The sequence below is a fragment of the Chitinivorax sp. B genome, assembly GCF_005503445.1.
Lineage (GTDB): Bacteria > Pseudomonadota > Gammaproteobacteria > Burkholderiales > SCOH01 > Chitinivorax.
The window spans coordinates 1-1,319 of sequence record NZ_SCOH01000158.1 but is presented as its reverse complement, the minus strand read 5'-3'; the positions used below and the strand labels follow the sequence as shown (position 1 = coordinate 1,319).

Sequence of the window (1,319 nt, the reverse complement as noted above, 5' to 3'; positions counted from 1 at the left end):
CTGCAATACAGCAAGTGGAGCAACAGCAACCTGCCGGACACCGCGCACCTGCCGGATAGCCATCGCTACCAATTACGCATTGGCGGGGTCGGGATACCGGGCATGGGCGTGACCCTGATGATGCCCAACCTGGCCACCAAGCGGCTGACGCTCTCCTTCAAAGGGCTGGATGCCGCCAACCAGGCCGCCTTGCAGCACTGGATCAACAACCCCGGCCAGCAGGCGGCGCCGTGCAGCATCAAGGTGCTGTCGTCGATCAAGGTGGACGGGGTGGAAGTACAGGCGGGCACCAGCTACCGCAACCTGTGCGTGGTCAACGACAACCTGGGCCTGGAACTGAAACTGCCGGAGATCAACCTGGTGCGCGGCAAGGAGTTCCGCGGCAACATCAGCGCCGCCAACCTGCATGCACTGTTCGCCTATGCCCATCAGGCGTCGGACACCTTGCTGGAACGGCGCACCGCGCAACTGCTGAAACGCATTGCCACCACCGCCGACCCCAACAGCGCCCCGGAAGAGATCGAGGGCGAGTTCCTGCACCTGACCGGCCTGCGCTACATGCGCTACATCACCGATGCCGGCAAACTGATCGGCCAGCTGGCCGGCGAGAGCGGCGAATCCGGCAACCACATCGGCCTGACCGCGACCCAGATGCGGGTATCGTACCTGTTCGACGTACCGTACGCGGTGTACCGGGTGGGCTTCCTGACCGACGTACCGGGCGGCGAAAGCCGCAGCGTCAATATCGACACCGGCCGCCCGGACCGCAACGTGTTCCTGCTGTTCGGTTATAGCGCCTCGCATTACGAATCCTACATCTGGCAGGAAATGGCGCGGCTGGATGCCATCTCCACCATCTCCGGCATCCAGCGCCACGTCGAGCAGGGCGGCCAACTGGTCCAGATCAACGAAAGCAATCTGGCGACCTACTACAACCCCAGCGCCACCCCACCCGTCAATCAGCTAGGGGACTGTGGCCCCGGCATCGCCAGCTATTTCAAGGATGCCCGCTATAAGGCCGCGACCATTCGCGTGCGTGCCCCGCTGGGGGTGCTGCAAGTGGGGGATTGGCGCGGCTGTGTATCGCAGGCAGAGGGCGATTACAGCCAAAGCCCCAACTACTTCGCCAGCTATGCCATCAATCGGCTGGCGGGGGGCGTCACGCTGGGTAGCCTGGCCAGCCTCAATTCCGCAGCCAACAATGGCCTGACCGGGTTCCTGAACTACACCGGCCAGGCCAGCAGTCCCAAAGACCCATCACCGCGCATCGCCAACTGGCTGTCGGTCACCGGCGCCGTACCGGGCCAGGTCACGGCCGG

Annotated in this window: 1 pseudogene; it reads left to right on the top strand. The window is 64.1% G+C overall.

Annotated features, from left to right (window positions below):
* Positions 1-1,319: pseudogene (locus FFS57_RS25550) on the top strand (hypothetical protein); the annotation flags it as partial.